The sequence below is a fragment of the Hominimerdicola alba genome (assembly GCF_900112155.1).
Lineage (GTDB): Bacteria > Bacillota > Clostridia > Oscillospirales > Ruminococcaceae > Hominimerdicola > Hominimerdicola alba_D.
In genome coordinates, this window is sequence record NZ_FOKQ01000016.1 from 1 (window position 1) to 24706 (window position 24706).

At 41.7% G+C, this 24706-nt stretch carries 19 protein-coding genes, 1 pseudogene and 1 riboswitch; of the genes and pseudogenes, 8 read left to right on the forward strand and 12 right to left on the reverse strand.

All coding sequences use genetic code 11. The features are described from left to right. Positions 1 to 180 (reverse strand): annotated as a pseudogene (locus BM265_RS09975) (IS110 family transposase); the annotation flags it as partial. Between the two features lie 853 nt (positions 181 to 1033). Here BM265_RS09975 and BM265_RS09980 point away from each other — a divergent pair. Continuing rightward, complete coding sequence (locus tag BM265_RS09980; protein ID WP_074961437.1) at positions 1034 to 2755, forward strand: S41 family peptidase; 1722 nt, start codon at positions 1034 to 1036, stop codon at positions 2753 to 2755. 57 nt (positions 2756 to 2812) lie between these two features. Continuing rightward, positions 2813 to 3106, forward strand: coding sequence for a hypothetical protein (locus tag BM265_RS09985; protein ID WP_074961438.1), 294 nt, complete (start codon positions 2813 to 2815; stop codon positions 3104 to 3106). Between the two features lie 108 nt (positions 3107 to 3214). Here the strand turns inward: BM265_RS09985 and BM265_RS09990 are convergent, their stop codons facing one another. From BM265_RS09990 to BM265_RS10015, 6 genes are all read right to left on the reverse strand, one after another. Beyond that, the gene (locus BM265_RS09990) at positions 3215 to 3676 is read right to left on the reverse strand and encodes a hypothetical protein (RefSeq protein WP_177219569.1); all 462 of its coding nucleotides are present in this window, start codon (positions 3674 to 3676) and stop codon (positions 3215 to 3217) included. A gap of 185 nt (positions 3677 to 3861) precedes the next feature. After that, positions 3862 to 4440, reverse strand: a complete 579-nt coding sequence (locus BM265_RS09995; RefSeq protein WP_074961442.1) for a DUF2625 family protein — start codon at positions 4438 to 4440, stop codon at positions 3862 to 3864. A 61-nt stretch (positions 4441 to 4501) separates the two neighbouring features. Beyond that, entirely contained in the window at positions 4502 to 5041 is a 540-nt protein-coding gene (locus BM265_RS10000; protein WP_074961444.1) for a hypothetical protein, read from the reverse strand. A 12-nt stretch (positions 5042 to 5053) separates the two neighbouring features. After that, on the reverse strand, positions 5054 to 5734 hold the full coding sequence (locus tag BM265_RS10005; protein WP_074961446.1) for a hypothetical protein: 681 nt from the start codon (positions 5732 to 5734) through the stop codon (positions 5054 to 5056). Continuing rightward, positions 5721 to 6332: an RNA polymerase sigma factor gene (locus BM265_RS10010; protein ID WP_242940821.1), complete on the reverse strand. Its 612-nt coding sequence runs from the start codon at positions 6330 to 6332 to the stop codon at positions 5721 to 5723. Before BM265_RS10010 ends, BM265_RS10005 begins: the two co-directional genes overlap by 14 nt. 12 nt (positions 6333 to 6344) lie before the next feature. Beyond that, complete coding sequence (locus tag BM265_RS10015) at positions 6345 to 7556, reverse strand: hypothetical protein (protein WP_074961448.1); 1212 nt, start codon at positions 7554 to 7556, stop codon at positions 6345 to 6347. Positions 7557 to 7860: 304 nt separating this feature from the next. After that, a riboswitch (cyclic di-GMP riboswitch) is annotated at positions 7861 to 7944 on the forward strand. 261 nt (positions 7945 to 8205) lie between these two features. On the opposite strand from BM265_RS10015, the gene BM265_RS20055 reads away from it, so the two are divergent. The 3 genes from BM265_RS20055 to BM265_RS20650 all read left to right on the forward strand — a co-directional run bounded on the left by BM265_RS20055 (position 8206) and on the right by BM265_RS20650 (position 15804). After that, the gene (locus BM265_RS20055) at positions 8206 to 10095 is read left to right on the forward strand and encodes a dockerin type I domain-containing protein (protein WP_242940822.1); all 1890 of its coding nucleotides are present in this window, start codon (positions 8206 to 8208) and stop codon (positions 10093 to 10095) included. A 560-nt stretch (positions 10096 to 10655) separates the two neighbouring features. Continuing rightward, complete coding sequence (locus tag BM265_RS10030; RefSeq protein ID WP_074961452.1) at positions 10656 to 11423, forward strand: hypothetical protein; 768 nt, start codon at positions 10656 to 10658, stop codon at positions 11421 to 11423. 370 nt (positions 11424 to 11793) lie between these two features. Then, positions 11794 to 15804 carry a dockerin type I repeat-containing protein gene (locus BM265_RS20650; protein WP_143098708.1) on the forward strand — a complete coding sequence of 1337 codons (4011 nt, stop codon included), beginning with the start codon at positions 11794 to 11796 and terminating at the stop codon, positions 15802 to 15804. A 9-nt stretch (positions 15805 to 15813) separates the two neighbouring features. Here BM265_RS20650 and BM265_RS20655 read toward each other — a convergent pair whose 3' ends face one another. Next, a complete protein-coding gene (locus BM265_RS20655) occupies positions 15814 to 16980 on the reverse strand; it encodes a transglutaminase domain-containing protein (RefSeq protein ID WP_074961454.1) in 1167 nt (388 codons plus the stop codon). Between the two features lie 369 nt (positions 16981 to 17349). Here BM265_RS20655 and BM265_RS10045 point away from each other — a divergent pair, with 369 nt between their 5' ends. Continuing rightward, a complete protein-coding gene (locus BM265_RS10045) occupies positions 17350 to 17817 on the forward strand; it encodes a rhodanese-like domain-containing protein (RefSeq protein WP_074961456.1) in 468 nt (155 codons plus the stop codon). Positions 17818 to 18147: 330 nt separating this feature from the next. Here BM265_RS10045 and BM265_RS10050 read toward each other — a convergent pair whose 3' ends face one another. From BM265_RS10050 to BM265_RS10060, 3 genes are all read right to left on the reverse strand, one after another. Beyond that, positions 18148 to 18561: a DUF6557 family protein gene (locus tag BM265_RS10050; protein ID WP_074961458.1), complete on the reverse strand. Its 414-nt coding sequence runs from the start codon at positions 18559 to 18561 to the stop codon at positions 18148 to 18150. Continuing rightward, complete coding sequence (locus BM265_RS20075; RefSeq protein ID WP_177219570.1) at positions 18548 to 18694, reverse strand: hypothetical protein; 147 nt, start codon at positions 18692 to 18694, stop codon at positions 18548 to 18550. The genes BM265_RS10050 and BM265_RS20075 overlap by 14 nt, the downstream gene beginning before the upstream one ends. A 766-nt stretch (positions 18695 to 19460) precedes the next feature. Continuing rightward, complete coding sequence (locus BM265_RS10060) at positions 19461 to 20621, reverse strand: HpcH/HpaI aldolase/citrate lyase family protein (RefSeq protein ID WP_074961462.1); 1161 nt, start codon at positions 20619 to 20621, stop codon at positions 19461 to 19463. 346 nt (positions 20622 to 20967) lie between these two features. Between BM265_RS10060 and bglS the strand changes: the two genes are divergently transcribed. Further along, a complete protein-coding gene (gene bglS / locus BM265_RS21005; RefSeq protein ID WP_074961464.1) occupies positions 20968 to 22233 on the forward strand; it encodes a beta-glucanase in 1266 nt (421 codons plus the stop codon). A gap of 230 nt (positions 22234 to 22463) precedes the next feature. Here the strand turns inward: bglS and BM265_RS10070 are convergent, their stop codons facing one another. Next, a complete protein-coding gene (locus BM265_RS10070) occupies positions 22464 to 23705 on the reverse strand; it encodes a glycoside hydrolase family 5 protein (protein WP_074961466.1) in 1242 nt (413 codons plus the stop codon). A 191-nt stretch (positions 23706 to 23896) separates the two neighbouring features. Between BM265_RS10070 and BM265_RS10075 the strand changes: the two genes are divergently transcribed. Continuing rightward, on the forward strand, positions 23897 to 24700 hold the full coding sequence (locus tag BM265_RS10075) for an AraC family transcriptional regulator (protein WP_074961468.1): 804 nt from the start codon (positions 23897 to 23899) through the stop codon (positions 24698 to 24700). Positions 24701 to 24706: the final 6 nt, after the last annotated feature.

Here is a 24706-nt window from a genome sequence, read left to right on the forward strand (position 1 = left end):
CCATTCAAAAAAGCCTGCGAATCCTTCTGCGTCATTTGTGAACACATAGGCCTTCTTTGAATACTCCATCCCTCTCCAGTCAAATGCTCTGGCATAGTGCTTTTCGCTGCCTACATCGATCCCGACAATTATTTTTTCTTCTCCTACTTGCAAAATCTTTTCATTTTGTGTATAATACATATAGAGGACACCTTTCTGTAGTTTGTATTACTAACTTTCGCATCGTCAGTATTTACATTCTACACTGAGGTGTTCTTTTTTGCAACCCCTTGATTTGTTTGGTTACAGGAAGCTCCATATCTTTTTTTGTTCTTTTTAAATTTTATACATTATACCACAAAAAAATGATAATTGTCAATATGCAGAAAAAAGTTCTGGAAGGACGGTATATACAGAATGCATCTCCAAGATCTTTCGATAGTTCGTCATATCCGAACCACCTGTATTCAAGTCACACATTGCTGTGTGCTATGAATATTATACAGGATTTTTGAAAGTGCGGTCAACGACCGTGGGCATGCGGTTCCAAGTCCGTGCAGTTGCGGTTTTGGGGTCGGCATATACAGAAAGTCCGTGCAGATGGCTCTGGAGAGACGGTATATACATCATTTATATCATTCATCGAAAAATATATTAACACATGTCTCACCCTATATCTGATAATCACGACCGCTGACGCTTGTAGCAAAATATTCTCATTGACGAAAGGACTGTTAAATCACAGTTCATTGCGTATTTTTAGATTTTACGCCAATGTTTTTCCCTAAGATAATTGACGCCTAACATCAGTCAAAATCGTCTGTGGATCCATAACGATGAAGCCATGAGAAATGTGACTTCTGAGTTCATGAACACCATGTCATATAATTCTCATAATTTCTTGACTTTTCACCTTAGCATAGGTATAATATAGAAGAAAGCCTTTATGGGAGAAAACTATGTATGATTTCGATCATTCAAAAAGAAAAAGCTTATGGGCTAACGAAATGTCGGGGTATACACAATTTAAATAAAACCCAAAGGAGATATCAAAATGGATAATTTTATCGGAGCGCTTCGGCACTTATTTGCCACGGCGAATGTGACACATATAATATGGTGTGGGGCTGTACTGCTGACAATGCTGATGCTCGCGGTACTTCATCACCGCTGGAAAGATAACACAAAGGGGCTCAGCAAATGGCGGCTGCTTTGTCTTGTGCCGATGCTTATCTGCGCAGTTCATGCAGGAATATATGTTGTGGGCGCACCGTCGTTTCTCGGCGGATTCTATGCAATGTACATCATCGCATTGCTCATGCTGATACCCATGCTGTTTGCAAAACGCAGGACAGGCTACCGCATAGCCGCTGTGCTGACAGGCATTTTGTCCTGCCTTTGCGGATTTTATTTCTGTGCATCTTCACCCCTCATATTCAATCATACAAGGGAAAGCTACACTGAATCATTCCATTCGCTGGTCATGGATATGGACAAGCACTATGTTCTGAAAGAATGGAAAGATGTGGATCTTGCGGCACTTGAAGAAAAGTATATGCCCATGGTGGAGGAAGCCGAAAAGGAGCAGAGTCAGGGCAAGTTTGCCGATGCTGTAATGATGTTCTGCTGTGAACTGCACGACGGTCACATCGGTGTTGAGGCGGATTTTGACGATGATGACTACACATCGGTCATAACACCTCACGATTACGGTTTCGCAACAGTCAAGCTGGACAGCGGTGAGGTCATAGCAGTTTGCACCGATGAAACTGCGAACAGTCTCGGCATAGAGGACGGAACTGTTATCACAAGATGGAACGGCAAGCCTGTTTTGCAGGCGGCTGAGGAAGATGTCCCCAACCTCGGTACACCTGTAAAGACCAACGAGGAGATAGTCGATGTGATGAATCTCGACCTTGCAGGCGGTGATACACTTGATGTTTCTTTCCTTGATAAAAACGGAAATGAGCAGACAGTAACAGTGTCCGCTAAGGAGGGCGTTGATACCAAGCGTGAGGAAATGGCTGCTTTCAGAGGGATAGAAATGCCCATCGATGAGGAGAAATTTCTGGCGGAGAATTTCAGCACAAAAATGCTCGATGACAACTGCGGCTATCTGAAAGTTGTCGCTGAGACTATGGGTTCTACATTCCGGAATTTATCCGGATATCTGACAGGCGATCAGAAATATGCCAGAGAGATGTTCCGTGAAAAGCTGAATTATCTGAGATCCCAGGGTATGGAATACCTTGTCATTGACCTGCGCAACAACGAGGGCGGTTTCGACGAGATAGCCACAGCGCTGTGCGATCTGCTGACGGACAAGGACTGGTACGGTCAGGGTCTGGGCATACGCAAGGACGGAAAATACACCTGTGTGTCCGATCACTGCATACACGGCACAGGCGAATTTGCCGATCTTAAAATCGTTGCGCTGACCAATTATGAATGCTGCAGCGCAGGTGACGGTTTCTCGCTGTATCTTTCAAAGCTCCCGAATGTTACCGTTGCAGGCATCACCGACCCCTGCGGATGCAACCAGGAAACAGGCGGTATAAGCACTTTGTCCGAGGGCATAGTTACAGTATATTACCCCACAGGTCTGATACTTAACGAGGACGGCGAGCCTAACATCGATGTCAAGTCCGACCGTGTAAGCCGCAATCCTGTTGAGGTACATATCCCCTTCGACCGCGACGCGGCTATGAAGATTTTCCGCGACAAGCAGGATTATGAATTGGAGTGGGCTGTGAAATATGTTAAAGGTGATGCATAGATCTAGTCCGTTTTCACTTTTGTGTTGTAACAAAACTGAGATCGATAGGAGTAAAATATGAAGAACAGCAAAACGATCACACTGACAGATATTATCGTTTACCTGATGAACGATCTGCTTGGATGGTTTATCATTATATGGTTTGACTCAACCGGGAATGACGGAAAATTTCAGGATTTGAGCCTGCATCGGGTTATCCTTGCAATAGGTCTTATCCATATTGTTTTAAGCCTGCTATGCAATTTGTTCCTATTCAAAAAGAAGAAAATCGGGAACAAGCTGTTTGTCTATAATACAGTAATGACGACACTTCCCTATCTGTATTTAGCATTTACATGGTTTATACCATAATAATAATTTCTCCCCATGTATTATTTTTCAATAATACATGGGGAGATTTTTCATTATTATATGACGATCAAGCTTGTCGATAAAATCGCTCTGTCTCTGCGATACGGACTATAATGAATGTTTTGAGCATATGCCGTGTTTTTTCAGGATAGGGATAACATCTTGCCAGTTGAGCAGACTTGGCATATGATAAACAGTTTCAAATGAGTCTTCGTAGATTCGCCACAGTTCCCTGACCCACTCATAGGGGAAGTACTTTTCAAAGGCTTCTATACCCTCTTTATAATCTTCCCTGAATTCATCATAATCGCAGTAGCCCAACGCACCTATATATTCCGATGCAAATTGAATGAGCTGTGCAAAGACGGCAGCTTCGACACTTTTGTATCCGCCGAGCCTCAGATCATATTTGGTGTATGAGCTCTTCTTGGCTATTGTTATGACACTGCCGTCGGTCTGATTTTCCAAAAGCGGGTCGCTGTTTTCATCCAGCATAAAAACTTCGTATTTATCAGGATCAAATGGTAGTTCTTCGCCTATGTTTTTATAGTGCTCTTTGATATCATCCATTATTTTCTCTTTCTTCTCCTCAGAAAAAATAAGATATATCTGAACCGACGAGGCACGGTCATTATACAGCTTCGATATCACAGACGTCACCTTCTTTTATTGATCTCAAAATATAGTATACTCTACTCCTTATCATATGTCAAGCTAATAAATCTCTCCATATTGACACTCATACAAATTTCAGATCAAAGCTGTTTCAGAAACTCCATCTCCATCCCGATGATCTCTTTCATGGATATCACCGAGCGTTTTCTGCTTTCAAAGCTATCTGCTTTTGCCCACAGGAACGGGTAAAAGGATATTCCCGAATCAAGGCTCAGACCCGCTGTTTCGTCCTGCCAGCCGTCCCAGCGATAGTCGGTGTAGTATCTGTCAGTATCACCGTGCAGACACCATGACAGGAAATTTCCGTACCCGATCTCCATATCTTCTACCGCAAGAGAATCGGGTGCAAAATAGCCGATATTTCCGTTGTTCAGATAAATGAACAGACCACCAAGTATATCTTCACCGACCACAAGATCATCATAGGGGAACAGATCATTCCTTGCCATAAGATCAAGTTCGCCCGAACCGTAGACCCTTATCCAGTCGTCTATCACGATACCGCCTGTGTGTTCCAGCACTATACCAAGGACGCTTTCAGGGTTGATCTGATACTTCACTTTTATACTTTCGCCAATGCTGTCATCATGAGGAAGTATGACCACTTTCTTCTCAGAGCTGTTTATCAGGTCAAGCACTTTCTGAACTTTTTCATTCATTGTATTTCCTCCAACGTAATATTTTAGCTGAAAAATCGTCTGCCATCAACAAAAGCCAAACTCAGAAAACAATAGTAACTGTCTCGTACCCAACATTTTCATCTCTTCTGAAAGAGATATTCAGCGTATCATTATCCCATTCGTATTTACAGTCACCGTTTTCAAATGGGAAATATCCTGTCCTTACATCAGTCCAATGTTCGCATATATATACATTCAAAAAAACTTTTCTGTATATCGCAAATCCACTGTGGATAGGTCTCTGAAATTCATGTACAACAACTGTATGCTTTCCATCATCAGAACTTATCGTGTTAAAATGCTCAGTCCCTCCGATCGTACCTACTTTAAACAGTGATACAAAAAACATGAAGAAATAAATGAATAATCCTGCAATGAACAGAACCACATTTTTCTTATTTGCTTTCCTGCACATCAAAATAATAAACGATACAGCAGAAACAGCAAAGATCGTCCAGAAAGCACTGCTCGGCTCCGGTAATACTGCGATACCGAAATATCGCAGTATTACTATCAAAGCCGATAACGAGCATAAAATTATCCCAACGATAAGAAAATAGTTTTTTGATTTATTTTCCATATTGCTCCTCATTTATCCCATCACATCGCGTACCAGATCGGTCATCTTCTGTTCATCTGTTCCTTCACTCAGGGATACCGAGTAGAAATGTCCGTCCTTTATCCACACAGCGAGATAATACTGCTTGTCATTTCCCTTGAAAGTTACTGTCGTACCGTCGATATCTTTATCCTTTACAGTGCCGTATTCGTTGTAGTCCCCCGAGATATCTTCCGTGTCCTTGCCTGCGCGGATACAGCAGTATTCTCCATTTGCACCGTTGTAGTTTATCTCAGCAAAATCCCCGATCATCACCGAATAGCTCTGCTCAGTCACCTCAAAGGGCAGATTTTTGATGTCGTGAAACTTCACTCCGAAAGCATCGGAAAGTTCCTGTGCGCCGCCATATTCCTGCACATCAAAGCCGTACTCTGTCTGTCCGTCCTCCGAATCTGCCGAACCGGCTATTACCTGACCTTCGTCATTCTTAGCGACATTAGGTGAACTTTCATCGGGTGTCTGCGGAATTTTATCTCTGTTGAGCAAAGCCGCCGCACCCACAGCTATCACCAGGCAAGCCGCAGCAGCCGATATCATTTTGACCGCCGTGCTGATGCGCTTACGCTTCTGCCTTGCGCCAATATTCCCGATTATGCGCTCCCGCATCTTATCGTTCAGTTCTATATGTTCCATAATTTCGTTATACTTGCTCACCGAAATCATACTCCTCTTTAAGTATCTCTTTGAGCTTCGCTCTTGCGCGTTTCAGCCTTGTTCGGATATTTGCACCCGTTTCCCCGAGGATATCTGCTATCTCGTCGGTCTGATATCCTTCCTCGTAAAACAGGTGTATGACCTCGCGGTAATTGTCGGGAAGCTCCTTTACCGCCTCCCACACAAAGGACAGGTCCTCGCGCTGTTCAGCGACCAGTTCGTCGTTAAGTTCGTCTGTGTCACGCAGTTTGTTGTACTCTATCCTGTTCTTTGAAAGATTAGCCGCCACTCTTATCAGCCAAGCCTTTTCATGCTCATCGCTCTCAAAATCGGGGGCTGAATCCAGCAGTTTTATTAGGGTGTCCTGAAGTATCTCCTCTGCGTCCTGCATATTGTGTACATAGGAATATGCAAGCCTTAATATTCGGTTTCCGTGTCTGTCCATCACCTCGCGCAGGTGCTGTACCTGCGCTGTCTGTGATCTTGCAGACGAACGCATTCTGATAAACGGCTTTGCCGCCAGCAGATACACCGCAAAGCATATCTGCCGCAGCTTTTCAAAGACCGTCTGCGCATAATTCCGGTATGCGATCTCCATATTGATCTCCTGTTATTTTTTATTTTCGTTTATAAGGGCAGTGATATCTGCCTGAACTGTTTCAAGTGAAGCTCCGTTCATGACATAGTAGGAATAGCTGTACTCATCATCGTTCCATACTGCACCATACATCTTGTCGTCATTGCCGCGGAGTTCTATGATCATATCATCTATCTGCATTGCTGCCTTCTCATTATATTCATTGTAGTCGCCAGAGATATCATCGGCTCCCCTGCCCTTGCGATAGCTTATAGGATCGTCCTCTGAACCGTATCTTACCTCAGCAAGTCCGTCGAAGGACTGTATAAGATAAATGCCGTTTTCACCAAGCTTTTCAGGGACATTAAACGCAAGTCCCGCTTCCCGGCCTGCTTCCTCGACAGTGGAATACTCTACCCAGGGGTTTGGCATCTCCATTATTTCCTCACCTGTTTCCGAATATTCTTCATCGGCATCACCGAGAGTAAAATCTGTAGTGTAAGTGATCTCTGCATTGCCATCGAGGTCTTCATAAACATACACCAGCACATAGGTCGGCTGTTCGACCCAAACGGCAGTCACCTTGCAGAGTAAGCAGTAGTTCGTTCCTGCGACCGCCTGTGTACCGAGAAGTGCAACAGGCTCATATTCTGCACCGACCAAAGTTTCACGAGCCTTTTCAAGTGCCGCACTTGCTTCGGGATGCTTGTCTAATGCTATCTCATCGGAAATGCTCCAGCCGCCCTCAATATTCTCAGCGCCTGTTTCCGCTGATCCAGTTTCGGTATTGCCGAGAGTTATATCCATGGTATCAGTTATCTCAGCCTTGCCCTCAAGGTCTTCGTAAACATAGAACACCGCATAGGTCTGCCGTGTATGGCTATATAGCGAAGTCACCTTGCAGAGTATGCAGTAGTTCGTTCCTGCAACTACCTGTTTACCGAGAAGTGCAACAGGCTCATATTCCACATCCATCATTTTTACATAAGTCTTTTCAATTGCCGCCCTTGCTTCGGGATTCTTATCCATATCGCTCTCTTCGGGAATGATCCAGCCGCCGTCAATACCGCTCATTTCAGCACCCCCGCTCTCATTCTGCTCCTGTTCGACGGGCTCATCGGTATACTGTACCTCAGTTTTGTTTTCGACCGCTGCTCCAACATTTGAAGAAATCTCGTTCACGTTTCCGCAGGCTGTCATACCTGCCATAACCAGTGCCATTACCATTGCTGTCATCTTTTTCATAATAATTACCTCTTTCTGTGATATAGTTTTTGAAGGCTTTATTGTAAGCTTCATTTGCCTTTCTGACCTATATACAGCTGAGAAAATAAAATTGTGACACTTGATCCAAAAAAATTTTCAAAAAAATTTTTCTCGCCAGAGCAAAACATTATTTCAGTTAATTATACCGCACCTACAGCTGTCTGTCAAGAAAAAACGATCTGCCTCAGCCATTTGTGCACATGGTAGAAAATGCCCATCTTTTTTTGTAGTATCGGATACCCGTCATTATATTGACAATCAGGTCATAAGAAGATATAATAAAATAGTATAAGGGCAAAACTGCTTAAAAGCAGCGACGCAAAGCCAAGGGTCTAAGCCTGTGAGGGTATGACAGCCGGTTGCCGAGGGTTATCTCCTGATGATATATCGGTATTCAAGGCAATGCGTTTTTGTATTGCCTTTTTGTTATATTGAAAAGAAGCTGTGCGGTCACGGTATTTATAATTAACGACATTGAAATTGCTACTTTGCGAACTTCGCAAAAGCATAAATCGAACTTTTACTCGTTCTCAAAGTTCAATTTCTAATGTCGTTTACTATAATAAAGGTGTAACAGTACCTGATTCGAGCGCAGATAAGATCGGAAATAATGAACGGAGGAATTCAAATGAGAAGAATGCTGGCGGGCATCATGGCAGTCACCATGACTTTTTCGGGAGCGGTTCTCCCAATCGAACAGGTCTGGAAAGGTGCGGGGGTAATAAGCGCATCTGCTGAGACCTTGACTTCGCCCAAGACCCTTACATCGGATGTGACAGTATCGGGTTCGCTGGAAACCAACAGCGATATCATACTCAACGGACATACCCTAACCGTAAATGGTGACCTGTACATGACTGCGGGTATGCTGGATATCGGAACAGGCAAACTGATAGTAAAGGGCAATCTGTACATCGGCAAGGAAAATGCAAGCTCTTATGCTTATATAAGGATGCAGAACGCATCCGGATCCATAACCATTTCAGGTGACCTGGTTTGGAACGTAAATTCAAAAATGACAAACACCGTGGGCAGTCAGGGATGGTATACATACGATATTATCACCGCGGGAACAATAAACGTTGCAGGCAATGTTTACGACTATATCTCTTCTGATACAAACACAAATTCTTTTGTCATGATGGGAACTTCCGTGCTTAACCTCAATGGTACAGGAACTCAGACCATCAAAGGTTCGTACAACGGAGAGATAGCGAATCTCACTGTCACCAATAACAGAACGATCGATATGGAGGGATATTTCTACTCCAGAACACCTCTTGCTACCGATCTGAATATCAGAACTCAAAATGGTCTGAAGATCTCCAAAATGTTAATGGGTGGAAAGACTGTAAACATAACAGGAAATGTCACCCAGTATTCCAATGATATTGAACTTGGCGGAGGTACGCTGAATATCTATGGCAATTTTACGGCGCAGGGCGGCACAACAAAGCTCGGCGGAGGAAAACTCAATATCAGCAAAGATTACATGATCGCTACCGTCACCAACAAGGGCGAGCTTGTATCAACCGATGCAGGTCTTGATATGACAAACAGCAATGATGTTGTTAATGTAGTCGGAAGCTTTATAGTAAAGAATACTGCAAGTCCTGCATCAAATCCTCTCAAAATGAATGCGGGCAAGATGTATGTAGGCGGAAATTTTGACTGCATATCAAACAGAATAGTCATTGGCTCCGGCAACACTGTATACATGAACGGTACTTCCCCACAGACAGTCAAACTTACAAACAGCAAGAAGATATATAATCTTGTCCTGACACAAGATCTCTCGCAGTATAACTCCGATATCTCCAAATATGCCGTAAATCTTGTGACCAATCAGACAAAGATACCCGCTGATGCTGTCACCCTAAGTGCGACTTCATATGTGTACGACGGCACTGCTAAAAAGCCGACAGTAACAGTAAAGATAGGTTCAAAAACTCTCACCCAAGGTACAGATTATAAAGTTGTATACTCTGACAACACCGATGCTGGCACAGCGTCTGTAACGGTAAGGGGAATGGGTGCATACACAGGTTCAGTTACCAAGAATTTCACCATAAGCCAAAAGAACATCAACAATCTGACCATAAAACTTTCGCAGACAAGCTATACCTACGACGGCACCGCCAAGAAACCCACGGTTACAATAACCGACGGCAGCAGGACACTTACAAACGGCTCTGACTACTCAGTTTCATACTCCAACAACACAAATGTCGGTACTGCTGCTGTGAATATCACAGGCAAGGGCAACTATACAGGAACTGCCTCGCTATCATTCAAGATCGTTAAGAAAGGCGAGACTGCCATAACCAAGGGCGACGTTAACGGAGATGGTTCCATAACAATAACCGATATCACAAAGGCAGCTGCACACGCCAAGGGTAAAAAACTTCTGTCAGCAGAGGAACTGAAACGTGCAGATATCAATGGAGATGGTGTGGTAAATGTTTCCGATATCACAAGGATAGCAGCGCACGTTAAGGGTAAGAAGCTTATAAATTAACTTGGCAGACAGAATATAATTGTATCAAAAAGAGCATAGCTTTTATTCGAAACATAAAAAAATACAATGACCAAAAGCAGATTAATAGCCACATCTTCGGGTGTGGCTATTTTTTAGACTAAACAACGAAATCGATTAATTTTAACTGAACGTGAAGTGCGTAAATTTTCGTACATCAAGTCAATTGTATAATATATAATGTAGTAATTTAGTAGATTAACAATATTAAGTATATTATCCTAATTCGTGTGTTAATTAATTGACATTCTAAATTGAACGTGATATACTAATCTTTGCGTGTTATTATTGTGAGTAACTCGCCATGCCTTATCGGCATGAATATTTATACTAGGAGGGTTAAAATGAATCACAAACGAAAACTTAAAATGAAAGATTATTCTAGTCAATATAAAACCAATAATGTTTATGCTTGGTCAAAATGGAATTCAAATCACTACGTAAATAAATATGTTGAGTGTGATAATCCGTTAGAGATGTATAATTTTATTAGATGTACGGTTAAACCATTAGAAATTAAAGATTTAAAGGTTTAAAATATGATGAATTTAAATGGGACTAAAAAAAGGAATGCTGTAGTAAGCATTGTAATAGTTTTACTTTGTATAAAAATCCTGACCCCATTCTTAGGACGTCCAATTTTTATATATAATAAGGATTCACTAGATGGTAAGTTAAAAAAACATTTTCTAACTTGTTCCAATGTTAAAGAAACGCTGATTTTCAATCCGAATATTTATAACCTTAGTTGTATAAAATATTGCAGCAATTTGGAAGTCTTATGTGTTTCCGTCTTTCCTTTTACTAAAAATGTTGACACTAAATACTTAGTTAATGATAATGTAAAAGCTGTTTCTTTTGCATTTCACAGTAATGACTGGTCACATCTGAATGAATGTACTAATTTAGAAAAAATTTCTATTATAAATTCTGATTTTTCAGATACAAATGATATTTCTGATCTTAGTAAGCTTGAAGAACTGTACATTGACACAGATAATGACCTGAACATCAGAAATATTGAAAAAAATGATAACCTAAAAAGAATATCATTAATTTCAGATAAAACGATTGATGTTTCCGGATTATCCAAGCTGACAAATATTGAGTATCTTCATATAGGCGGCGAAATCAAAAATTTTGATATGATCCAATCAGTTTCAATTCTACAGTTGTTTGGATGTAATGATATAGATTATGAACATCTATTAAATATCAATAATCTGGAAAAGCTCGTTACTGATTGTGATATTCCTGATGAAATTATAGAAGCACTTAAAGTAAAAGGCGTTGAAACAGTAATAGAATAAAGCTTTCCTTTTATGTCATATTTCGGCTAACTATATTTCTTCTATTGCCAAAATATGCACTATATTTTAGGCACACAAAGTGCAGCAGATCAACATCTGCTGCACTTTTGTTTACGCTAAGCACCACATAAGAGTAATTCTTATGGAATTTTTGATGTCAGAAAGCATCAAACATCTCATTTATCGCTTTGCCAAACCAACCTTGGCTTTCTATTATCAATGAAATTGTCTGATCGATTATCAAAATAGGTTTAAAGCAAATATATAATAGGTTAAATTGCCTAAATATCAGTAATTTAAATTATATACATTGATTTTTAATACAAATATGTTATAATTGAATAACCAAATATATAAAGGAGCGATGCTTATGGTAAAACGTTTTATTTCTGCACTTACAGGCTTTACACTAGCTTTTTCGATGCTGGGTTGTGTACCTGTATATGCAGAAGATACCGAAACAAACAACAACTTAGCCAATCCACAAGTCGTATCTGATGACTTAACGATTGAAAGCGGAAATTCGTTAGGCGATATTCTTGCCGATGAACTAGCTTCGTCAGCAGATGATGAGAACGAAAATTCCAACTACACAACATTGTCTGCCTCTGTCAGTGGAAAGACCACAACTGTGGAATATCATGCCGAAACCGACTGCACGATGATTGTGGGTATCTATGATGATACCGGTGCTGAAATGCTCGGTAAAGGTGTGTTGGAAGTTCCGTTTGGAATGAACACAGCACAGATCGATATTAACATCGATACTATGCCGCAGTATTTCCTTCTAAAAGTGTTTATGGTAGATACTGTGACATACAGACCTCTCTCCGAGGCTTATGTAAACAAGATGTATACTGAAGGTATGCAGAACTTCCTTGCGCTTACAACAGATGATTTTGACGAAGATAAGGTACTCAACCTTGATGAAGACAAAACCAATAATTTTCTTGTTTACAACAATGATGTAATTCTTCTTGACGATGAAGATGGTGAGCTGACAGTAAAAGAAAATTCTGCCAACTCCGAGAAAACATACATTTTCAAAAACGCAAGTGATCGCGTAAAATCACTGAAAGCCGGAGATGTTATCTCTGTCGGTGAAATTGAAGATATTGTGATCGTAAAGATAGGAGATATCAGTGTTGAGGGTGATACCGTTACTATATCACAGAGTCATGCTGAATTGGAAGATGTGTTCAGAATGGTCAAGATAAACCAGAACTTTGATCTGGATGATGCAGAATTTGATGATTCTACATTGCCTGATTTTGTTACACATGAAACAGAAGAAACTGAAAGTGATATAGAGACAGATGATCAGGAGCTTAATGGTGTAATAGAAAGAAGCGAGACTACTTTTAAAAAGGGTCTTGAAATCATTAATTATAATATCTTTTTGGATGGAAATACAAAAGAAATAGATGGTGAGAAATGTTCAATCAGCGGAACAGCTAATATGAAAGGTAATATTGGAGCCGGTTTTGATATTTCACTTGTAATATATCATTTTTCAGAGGATCCCGATTACCCTGGAACTAATGCTGATTATTCAGAAATCAAAGCAGAAATATATCTTAAAAGTTCACTTACAGTCAATATTAAAGGTTCGGCATCATTTAATCTCGGTTCATTTACAGTCGCAACATTCGGTGGAGTAGTAAGTCTTAAACTTGAACCGGTCATTGGATTTGAAGCAGATTTATCAGCTAAGCTGGAATTTTGTGCATGGTCATTGGCTGGTGTTCGAGCATATGAGGGAACTACTCAGACATTTGACATACCATATAAAAAAGAAATCAGCTTTCAAATCGACGGAAGTATTTCAATTTCGATAGACCCATGCCCCAAAATAGCGATCTTGAATGGTATAGATTCTGATTCATTTGCACTTAAACTTCACGTTAAAGTTTCGCTGGGTATTGAAACTGAGTACTTCCAGCATTTGGCAGGTGACGTCTCATCTGTACACGCCTGTAAAAAATGTATAGATGGCAAATATACTATAAAATATAACATTGGAATTGAAACTAGATTATTTGGTGAGAAAAATAAATTTTTATCTGGTGAATTTTTATCAGGAAAAAAAGTATTAATTGATTTTTACTATTCTTTTGATACAGGTGATGGCGGTCCGGGACGTTGCCCCAGATTGGCTTATGCTGTAGATTTTAAGATAAGTGATGAAGATGCAACACTTACGATAAAAAAACGCCATTTTGATTATAATAAAGGCGATTACGTATTTGAACCCGTATATGATCTTACAAAAGACGATAATGTTGAACTAAAAGACTTGAAAAAAACATCTAAAATTAAATACATTAGTAAATATCTTACATCAATCTCTCCTTATTCATATGCTGCGTTTATCACAGACAGTGAGGGCACGGAATACGAGCCATATATATTTGGTGTTGAAAACCATACTACGTTAGTCAACATTGAATTGAGCAAACTTAGGAAAAAGAATAAAGGCACTTCAACAAAGCCTAAAGAAGACGATCCCCCGAAAGACGATCAACCAACAGACCCCAAGGAAGATGACTCTGTGCCTGAGTATCTGAGCGTTGTCAGAACAAAGAATACGCTTAACTATAAAAAGGGTAACGGCATGAAACTGGTTGAAGGAGTATCAGCAGGAGGCTGCATGGGATTTATTGATGCAAGCGGCACATTATTTATTTGGGGTATTCTTACATCAGGTACCAATTACGAATATTACAGCATTCCTAATGTAAAAGAAGCTAAGATTCTTTATACAACTATTGCAATTCTTACTAAAGATGATAACTTATATTTTTGGGGTTTAAACAAATATGAAAGACCAACATTGATTGCTGAAAATGTAAAGGACTTTTGTTTGGGTAGTAGCTATACTAATTCAGATAATACTGTAATTAATCGTTATACTTATGTCACTAATAATGGAGATTTATATGTTCATGATGAAAAAGGAACTATCATTAAATTGAGAAATGTCAGATCTATTTCTTACTCTTTTTCTAATAATATTGGCGCATGTATAACAGAAAAAAATGAATTGTATATGTGGGGATATTTAGCAAGCATCCCTAATTCTGGGTATGATTCTGGTTATAATGATATAACTAAGATAGCTGATGATGTTAAAAATGTTGAATTTGGAATTATTTGTGTATATTATATTACTAATAACGGAGACCTTCATACACTAGGTGTTTATAATGATTATTATTCCTACGAAGATTATGATTATTCAGATCAGATACGCATGACAGGTATAAAAGAAGTTAGCACATCTTCAATTACACTTAACGCATTGATACTAGCTGATAACGGAGATCTTTACAAAGTAGGCGATAATACAGATATGCGCGATTTAAAAGATATGTATCCAGATATGAAAGGTTATGGTATTAGTGATAGTGGTCTTATTATTTATTTAAATAATGGCAGTAGTATAGGAATAACTCCAAAAGATCACTCAGATTATTATTATTATCCACCCGTTAAGGTTGCAGGAAATATTAAAACTGTGACTAATCTTGGTTGTTGTAGTATGTGTATCGATAATAATAATGAAATATATATTTGGGGTCATAATATTACACGTGATAGTGATCCTGAGCGATGTGGCATCTATGACCGAAAAGGTTTTTTATGGGAGAAAAATCCATCAACCCCCGTCAAACTTGACGATGTATATGCAAACCTTGCTTCGCTCGAGACCTACACACAGAACACCAACGCAGATATTTCCGAAAAAACTGATCCCTTTGCTGATCTTCTCCCCGATTGTATTTACAATGTTTACGGCTTTGTATCAGATGAACATAATCTTACCAACGATGATCTTGTATATATCGATCAGTTCAAAACCGATGCAGATGGTATTCTGCCCTTCGATACCGCAAATGTTGCCAACGGTGACAAGCTGTTCTGGCTGGCTGTTCCCATGACTCGCACAAGCATCGAATCTGCTGAGGTGGAGATCGAAGACCTTGTCTATAATGGCGAAGAACAGCAGGTTATCCCGAAAGTAACACTTAACGGAAATGTTTTGACTGCCGGTCAGGATTATTACCTGTCAGGTGACTACCTTGTAACAGATGCAGGCGAGTACACCATTACCATATACGGAACGAACCTTTACTGCGGAAAAGTATCAGTCACTTTCACGGTCTCTGAGGGTTCCAAGATTGTACTCGGCGATGTAAACGGCGATAGTAAAATAAATATCACCGATATTACACTTGTTGCTGCACACGTAAAAGGTAAAAGGATACTTAGTGCTGAAAAGCAGAAAGCAGCTGATGTAAATAAAGACGGAAAGATAAATATTACCGATATTACAAAGATCGCTGCTCATGTAAAAGGTAAAAAGCTTCTTACTGCATAGCCTATAATTTCAAAATGCGCTTCCGAAAAACGGAAGCGCATTTTTTATTCTATAACATATTCGTCCAGTAGGGCGTAATCCTTTCAGATGTGCTGCCAGCTTTACGATATCCGTTATGTTTATTCTGCCATCGCCATTCAGATCAGCTCTGGATAAAGCATATTTGTTCAGCAGACGCTTACCTTTTATATGTGCACTAAGCTTTACCATATCGGTAACATCCGTACTGCCGTCGAGATCAATATCTCCCCGCGAAAAATTATTCTGAATATATGCTGTATAGTCGAAAGCCTGAGAAGATATCTCCGGAAGTTCACATTGGAACTTCGAACCTTTTCCATCCGGAGTGTAGGGCTCGTGTTCTTTGGAAAAATGTTCACTGCCGTCAGCAAAATATTCGCGTTCGCCCAGGAGATCATCCCAGGTCGGATCAAAACAATAGTATTCTCCGTCATCCAATCTAAGTATATCCCATGCGTGACCATCGCCTTTAGCTGTCCCCGCAACAGTGAGACATTCTGCACCGCAGCAGTTCATTATCAGCTGGAATGTCCTGGCATAAGCTTCACATACTCCGCTGTTATTCTTGATCACTCCGATTATATTATGCGCCTCAGGGTCGGAAGACGGCTTGCTGCCATTGTAAGCAAAATCGACACTGTTAACAAGGGTATTGTAATAAGCTTCTGCACGTTCATATACAGTAGGTAGATCTTGAAGCGACCCAGTCTGTTCCAGAATATAGTCTTCTATCATCTGCTGAAGCATGGCACGTTCGCTGCCTGAAACATATTTCGGAGAGGATATTATGAGAAGCTCATCCTTTTCTATGCCTACTGTCGGCGATAGAAAATAAAACAGAGGTTCATCATTTCGCAGCGTAAAGTAGATCTCCTTTGCTTCGTCCTTTGTCAGATCATACTCGGCATAGTTTACTCTTTCTATAATATAGTAGCCCTTATATTCTGAAAGATCTCTGCTGTCGTTGTAAAGCTCCGTAGAAATGTCAAAAAGTTTGCTGTAAAAGCTTTGTTTTAAATCGCCGTTATCTTCGGATGCAAAATAATCGTAACCGTAACTGATACCGCCAGCAGGCTGTTCAATGGCATAGGCATGAACGCAAGGTTCAAGGATAACAGCAGACAAAATCATCATTATAAGAGCTTGTTTACGCATTGGGACCCTCCTGTATGTGAACATATTTTTGAGAAGTGTTTTATATCACCGTTCTGTTTCTGACCTGATCATAAATATATTATCATTACCGCTACACTTGTTATTTTATAAGTATTATATCACAAACTATGTTATGAAGCAATAGCAATTAAATTATGAGCGCAATGATGTCACCAAGTCCTGTGAGAACAAACTGATAATACTCACATACCTCTCCGTCAGTTGACGGTACCGGTGAAGTATGATATAATTATCTAAATACAAAACCAAAAGTGACTAACAAATCACATTAACTTTCAGCATACTTAAAGATCGTGTGCTTATCGCGGCGATCTTTATTATGATAATGAGGAAAGGAAATTCTGTAGAATGAAAAGGCTGATGTTCATTTCCTGCGTAATTATCCTGCTTACAGGCTGCGCGAATAATGTGCGCTCATCTGAAAATAAAACCGTTTCCAGTGAAAAGACAACTGTCGGCGAAAGTTCGTCAAACACGGTATCTTACGCCAGTGACAGTACGGCTCAAAGCTATACTCAGATATCTCAGGAGGAAGCAAAAAAGATGATGGAAGCGAATGATCCGCACATTATCGTTGATGTGAGAAGGCAGGACGAATACGACGAGGGGCATATCCCAAATGCGATATGTATCCCGAATGAGAGCATAACGGATACTCTGCCCGCCGAACTTCCCGACCTTGATCAGGTGATACTTGTGTACTGCCGAAGCGGCAGAAGAAGCAAGGAAGCATCGCAGAAGCTGTTCGATATGGGTTATACTCATGTGTACGAGTTTGGCGGTATAATAGACTGGACAGGCGATGTAGTGAAATAATTACGCGCTGTTTCAGAGCTATCATCGGTTAAATTTGAAGTATATATCAAAGAGCTGTTACTGCGGTAACGGCTCTTGTTTCTTTCCTGACGAGCTCCACCCTAATGCGGTGTGAGGTCGCAAAACAAGCATATTTTGGAGAATACAGTTTGAAATACGACAGTTTTGCGAACTTGCGATGAAAGGTCGATCGGCAGAGGATAAATTGATCTTGCAGTGCGTAGGGTTTTATGCTGACTGTGAATTTACTGCATAAAGAAAAGAGCCCCTATAAGGAACTCTTTTCAATTGGCGATTATAATTGAATGCTGATAAAATTGCTTCATGCTTTTACTGCCTATCAAACCCATATGCAGTTATTTCCCAAAAACAATGTGCTAATATTGTTGAGTATGAATAGTTTTTCAATGTTGTATCATCTATACTATACTGTAAAAAATCTGCATAAAAACAAGTTGAAATAGAATATACTTCATCTGAATCATCGTATACACCACTGACATCATAATATAGTGATGTGTCGTTTTCGTCAAAATGTTCGACATATTCGTCTTCAACTGAATCGGTAATCCTAAAAGCAGATATATATACAGTAAATTTCTTATGTTTATGATTCGGTGTAATAGAAAGCAGCTTATTATATAGTTCAGCGTATTTATCTATATCTTTAGAGCCATAAAATTTCTGTATCCTTTCAGATATCTCAGCAAATTCAGTTTGTTTTAAAATATCATATATAGTCATTTGTGTGTCCTTTCAAAGGTTTTCCGGATAATCTATCCATCATCTGTTCTATTTCCAAGAAGTCTATATGCTCCTCTTTTTTTCCACAAACTTTTAACTCATACATACATCCTTTTATTCCTTTACCAGACAATTTTTTATTCCATAATATAATTATTCGAACGTTAGATATTATACCATTCCGGAATGCAGCTGTCAAGGTATGAATCGAATGCAATCCACAATTCACCGAATATTAATGCCGATCAATTACTAATTTATACACAGTCATCCCGAACGTTGTTGAGATTTAGTCCTGAGATAGATCCGGATATGACCACATATTTCCACAAGTGCTAAGCGTTCTGAATATATCGATAATACGAGTTTCGAAAAACATACTGTGTAAATTCCAGGACAATTCCATTCTATTCTCCGTTTTCGTCTTCAAAATCATCACACGATTTTTGTGAAATATCGTATTTTCGGGCTTTGAGCGATAGGCTTTAGTCTTCAAATATCTCTTGCCAAGCACCCCAAAAAGCCCGTAAACGGCAGTAGGATACCTATATAAGTTTTGCCACTAAGCATTTTGGGATTAGATCAATCGGTCGCTGTTGGGATAGTCGGATATTTGCTGTGTGCGATATTTTGCGAGCTTTCGCCCCTCGTTCCTCGGGTCGAGCTGTCAAATAACAGCGACTGCGTCGGCTGTGGCTTCGCTGTTTGACAGCGGGCGCGGCAATATATTTACGCGTATAGAAAGAGCGTGGACGTTTTTTGTCCACGCTCTGAACTCTTTAATTGCCGCGCCTACTTGGTCGGGAGTTTGCTATGCTCTTCTAGTTCGCTGTACATTTTGGCTTTGCACCTTGACCGAGAGGCATAGCTTTGTTTAATGCTCTGCTTTGCTGCCGCGATTATTTATCCCCGTTCCCATCTTCAGAGAACAGCTTCACATAAGCTCTCTGATTCTCAATAACTCCGAAAGCTCGGGCTCTCATGTATATTTTGATTGCCCAGTTGGTATGGGGGCGTATCTCGTTCATCTTATTGCTGCCCGAGCCTTTCACAACGCCGCCTGCTTTATTGCCCAGTATCATGCAGGCATCGTCATATTCCTCTTTTGTGACAGCCATAAGTGCATTTACGAATCTGACATGGGAGGGGTGGATAACTGTTCTTCCGATGAAGCCGTTTGCTTTATCCAGTATGACTTCGCGGAGAAGACCGTCCACCTCGTTATTAACAATAGTATGTCTTTTCAGCAGGCAGTCATCAAGGCTATGGGTGGGCAGTTCGCCGAACATCAGCTCTTTCGGGGCGCGGAAATATTCCCAGACAGGACCTGATATGACGTAGTCATTATTTCTTCCGCAGACGTTGATGATATCACACAGGCATTCACGGACGGTGAGTATATCGTATATTGAATGGTCAACGCCGCGCCTTACCCCGAATACCGAGGAGAAATCCGTGCCGCCCACACGCACCTGCAGTACCAGGTCGCGGTATTTATCGAGTATATTTTTTATGCCCAGAAGTTCGGTCATACGGCTTTCTTTATAGGCTACCTCGGGGCTTTCGATAATGGGCATACCATAGAGGACATCGTCCAGTTTTTCGTTGAGTTCTTTAAGGTATGCGAAATATTCCTCGCCGTTTTCGGCATTGAATTTTGGGAAATTTATACCGCACAGCGCCCTTGACCTGCGTTTGTTCAGCCCTGCGGCAAAGTGCCTGAACTGTTCGGGGTTTCTTGTTCTGACAAATATCAGCGGTATATTATCGGGGGAAAGTGTACCCTCTTCGGCGGCGAATGCCACTGTATCCAGCAGGCGGTAGACGTTCTGCTCGGCGGCTTCAACGCTTTCCTCGGGGCAGGCGTCCTCAAAGCAAAGCACGACTGTGGTAAGCCCGGGCATAGCGCCGCTGAGTATCTTCGGGGTAAAATCCTTGGTGCCTGGCATATACATAGTAGCGCCCAGGCAGTACTGCAAAAGCTCTCTGTCGGTATATTTATCGAAGTCCTCCGGGGGGCGGACGAAAGTAAAATCGGGGTTATACAGATGATGACGCATCGCTTAACGACCTTTCTGTTTTAATTGAATAATTAACTATATACTTTATAATATATATTATAACATTCGATCACTAAAATGTCAATGTTGACGACCAATATCGTTGAAAGGCATATTTTTCGGGGATAGAGGAAATAGTCAAAAAATATCAAAAATACATAAAAAAGTATCGAAAATCTAATGTGGTATTTTTTACCATATTCGATTTTTGATATATAGTTATTGGTTTTTAATATAAATTCCAAAAGTTCAATGATATAATGAAGTTGTCATTAAGGACAAATTAAGCAGAAAAACCAACAAACTTATGTAATGAATGTACAATTCAGAAGTGGAGGTATTTCAAATGAAAGTAAAAAGGATTATTAGTTTTCTGACAGCAGCAGCTATGTCTGCGGGAATGATGATGAATGTAAATGCTGCACAGCGTTTCACAGGCAGCTATTTCGGCACAGGTTTTGACAGCTATGAGTGGGGCACTATGGAGGCTTCCGACGGCTGGTCCAACGGCGGAATGTTCGACTGCACCTGGAGCAAGAACAATGTTCAGTTCTCAGGCGGCAAGATGAACCTTTCCATCACAGGCAACAGCTGGCAGGGCTATCAGGGCGCTGAGTACCGTACTACCCAGACTTTCGGTTTCGGTATGTATGATGTAAGCATGAAGCCCATCAAGAATGACGGCGTTGTAAGCTCATTCTTCACCTACACAGGTCCTACCGACGGCACTGTATGGGACGAGATCGATATCGAGTTCCTGGGCAAGAACACCAATCAGGTACAGTTCAACTACTACACCAAGGGTCAGGGCAACCACGAGTATCTCTACAACCTGGGCTTTGACGCTTCACAGAGCTTCCACCAATACGGTTTCTACTGGGACAGCACCAGCATCACCTGGTATGTTGACAAGAAGCCTGTATACACAGCTTACAGGGATATCCCCCAGACACCCGGCAAGATCATGATGAATGTTTGGAACGGCACAGGCGTTGATGAGTGGCTCAACCACTTCAACGGCAGAGCTCCTCTGACTGCACAGTATGACTGGATCTCCTACACTGCTCCTACAGGCAATACTCAGCAGCAGACAAACACCAATACTCAGAACAATAACCAGAACTACAACAATAATAACAACAATAACAACAATCAGCAGACCACCAATAACGGCGGCAATTTCAACAGCACACAGAAGTACGCTATCAAGTCCGTTAACAGCGGTAAGGCTCTGGATGTAAGCTGGGGCAGCAAGGATGACGGCGCTAACGTTCTTCAGTACAGATACAGCGGCTACGAGAACCAGAAGTGGTATCTTGAGAAGCAGTGGGACGGCTACTATGTGATCAAGTGCGCTAACAGCGGCAAGGTGCTTGATGTGGCATGGGGCAGCAAGGACGACGGTGCAAACGTTCAGCAGTGCAGTGCAAACGGCGGTGACGCACAGAAGTGGGAGCTGAGAAAAGTCGGCAACAACTATGCGCTCATCAACAAGGGCAGCGGCAAGGCTCTGGACGTTGAAGGCAAGTCCAAGAACGACAACGCTAACGTTCTCCAGTGGAGATACACAGGCGGTGCTAACCAGCTCTGGAGCATTGAAGCAGTTTACTGATAAACTTCCCCTGATTAAATATTTGTTGGACAAAGCAATGACCGACAGCGGGTTATCCCGTCTGTCGGTTTTTGCTTTTGCTTATCATATAAATTATCTCATTGGCACAATACATCAAATAATCGGATGTATTCTTTCCCCCGCTTACGGCAGAGGAAGAACATATCTCAATAAATATCCATTAATATACCGAAGTATGGATCGGTATATTAAATAAGATCATATTGATCTTATTTCGCGTTTGCGATTATCGCATCGGTGACGGTATCGGTGAACCATGTGCAGGTGTTTCTGTCAAAGATACCGAAAAGCTCGTTGCCGGATGAATAGTATCCGTTATCCCACCATACGCAGGGTATGCCGCCAAGCATCTCGGCGTATTCGATATATGCCGATACCCATTTTGCACGCTCTTCGTCGTTGTTGTTCTTGCAGACAGCACCATATTCGGTGATGATAACGGGAATATCCTTATCGAGGTAATTCTCTTTCAGGTTGGACATCAGGGTTATCAATTCGCCGTCGCGGGAGTTATCCCATTCAAAGAGCTCCCAGTCAGCATTAGCATTATATGTGAATGCATAGGGTGTATATGCGTGTATCGAGAAACCGATGTGGTCGTCCTCGGGGATAGCTGTATCCTGTATTACGTTAAGTCCGCATGAGGATGCATAAGTGGTCATCAGCAGAAGACGCTTTTCGTTGTTGCCGCCTGTTGCGCGGACGGTGTCAAGGAATGTCTGATTGAGTCTTTCAACACAGCGTCTGCCTTCTTCTGTGCCGCCGTTCCATTCTTCGGGAGAGCCTTTTACACGGGGTTCGTTGAGACCCTCAAATATCAGATGGTCGCCGTAATCCTTGAAGCGCTCGGCTACCTGCTTCCAGATAGCGGCAGTCTTTTCATCAACAGCGTCGATATGTTCGTTATCGGGGATACGCCAGTCTTCCTCGTGGTGGGAGTTTATGATGACGTAAGCGCCGTCATCGTAGGCGTAGTTTACTACCTCCTGCACGCGGGCGAGCCAGTCTTCGTCTATCTTGTAATCGGGACCGTCACCCACATGACCGCCCCAGGTAACGGGTATTCGGATAACATCAAAGCCCTTGTTATAGACAGCGTCTATCATTTCCTTGGTGGTCTTGGGGTTGCCCCAGTTGACTTCCGATGCGTTGCCTGCGGCACCTGTGGCATCGAGGGAATTTCCAAGATTCCAGCCTGTCTTCATTTCTGCTACCAGCTCCATAGCGGAAATATCCCTGACTTCGCCGCTTCTTGCCAGTTCCTCGTTTGAGAGCAAAGTCGTATCGCCTGCGGGCTGAGCATCGCTGTCAGCAGTACTTTCGGCGGCTGAAGAAGTATCCTTCTTTTCAGCCTGTGAGGAATCTTTGCCGTTTCCGGGTCCGCAGGAGACCAGTCCCGAAGAAGCCATAGCCAGCACGGTTATAAGTGTTACGAGTTTTATTTTGTCCATAGCTGTCACCTCCGTAAACAAGTAGGTCGTTATTTATCTGTTATAGATATTTTACCCGATTTGTTTATTCGCCGCAATATCATATAATGCAATTAAGTTAACATATAATGCAAATCTAAAAAATTTACAGAAAATACGTCTTGAATTAATCTGCATTATATGTTAATATATACAAAAAAGGGGGGATACCTGTGCGCATAACAAATGTAGGCTGCAATCACTGGCATGATGCCGATTTTTTCATAGACCGTCCCGATGGTTCGGGGGATTATCTTTTGCTGCTGCTGAAGACCTCTGCGGTATTTGTTACCGATAAAGGAGAGCAGACTGCTGAAGCGGGGTCGTTTATGCTGTACAAGACGGGTACTCCCCAGTGTTACCGCTCGGATGGCGGGCGATACGGCAACGACTGGTTCCATTTTCTGCCCGAGAGTACAGAGGACGAGAATTTTCTGAAAGAGCTGGATATACCCTTTGATACCCCTGTGAGGATAGACAGTCTTTCGGAGCTGACGGTGCTTATCAGCATGATGTGCCACGAGCATTACTCGGGCGGGATATACTCCACCGATACCTGCGACCTGCTGGTGAAGCTGTTTTTCCTAAAACTCAGCGACAAGCTCCACAGGACAGTCGAGCGTGGCACGGGCAGCGGCTACGAGGATATGTCGGTGCTGAGAGCGAAGATATACAACGACCCTGCCCGCAAGTGGAACATTGAAGAGCTTGCCCATGAGATGACTATGAGCCGTTCTTCATTTCAGCACGGCTACAAGAAGCTCTTCGGGGTGACACCAATGACCGATGTCATCGCGGCGCGCACCGAAAGGGCGGAGTACCTGCTGTCCTCCACCAGCCACAGCGTAAACAGGATAGCCCAGATGTGCGGGTATTCATCGGATATACATTTTGTCAGGCAATTCAGGAAAGTCAAGGGCGAGAGCCCCACGGAATATCGGACGAGGGTGAAGAACAAGCGGCAGAACGATAAGTGAGGGGGG